The sequence below is a fragment of the Oerskovia turbata genome, assembly GCF_000718325.1.
Classification (GTDB): domain Bacteria; phylum Actinomycetota; class Actinomycetes; order Actinomycetales; family Cellulomonadaceae; genus Oerskovia; species Oerskovia turbata.
Window position 1 is genome coordinate 1 of record NZ_JOFV01000050.1, and the last position, 383, is coordinate 383.

At 64.2% G+C, this 383-nt stretch carries 3 tRNA genes; all 3 read right to left on the bottom strand.

The features are described from left to right. Nucleotides 1-23 precede the first annotated feature (23 nt). The 3 genes from IE95_RS0118345 to IE95_RS0118355 all read right to left on the bottom strand — a co-directional run bounded on the left by IE95_RS0118345 (nt 24) and on the right by IE95_RS0118355 (nt 332). Nucleotides 24-98, bottom strand: a tRNA-Val gene (locus tag IE95_RS0118345). Nucleotides 99-156: 58 nt separating this feature from the next. After that, nucleotides 157-227: transfer RNA gene (locus tag IE95_RS0118350), tRNA-Cys, on the bottom strand. 33 nt (nt 228-260) lie between these two features. Next, nucleotides 261-332, bottom strand: a tRNA-Gly gene (locus tag IE95_RS0118355). Nucleotides 333-383 lie beyond the last annotated feature (51 nt).

Genomic DNA, 383 nt, shown 5'->3' on the forward strand with positions numbered 1-383 from the left:
CCCGGTGGGGACGGCCTTTTGTGTGGTGGGCGATACTGGGATCGAACCAGTGACCTCTTCCGTGTCAGGGAAGCGCGCTACCGCTGCGCCAATCGCCCAGGGCTGGTCTGCGAGAGAGCAGCGCAAGGGGGTACTACTGGGTACTGCTGTGCTGAGAGGTGGAGATGGGATTCGAACCCACGTGCACGGCTTTGCAGGCCGCTGCCTCGCCTCTCGGCCACTCCACCAGGTCGAACCCGACAGGTCCGAAGACCTATCCGAGCGGACGACGGGATTCGAACCCGCGACCCTCACCTTGGCAAGGTGATGCTCTACCACTGAGCCACGTCCGCGCGACCGACCTCGACCGGATCTCTCCGGCGTTTTTCGGCGCGTCACAGACT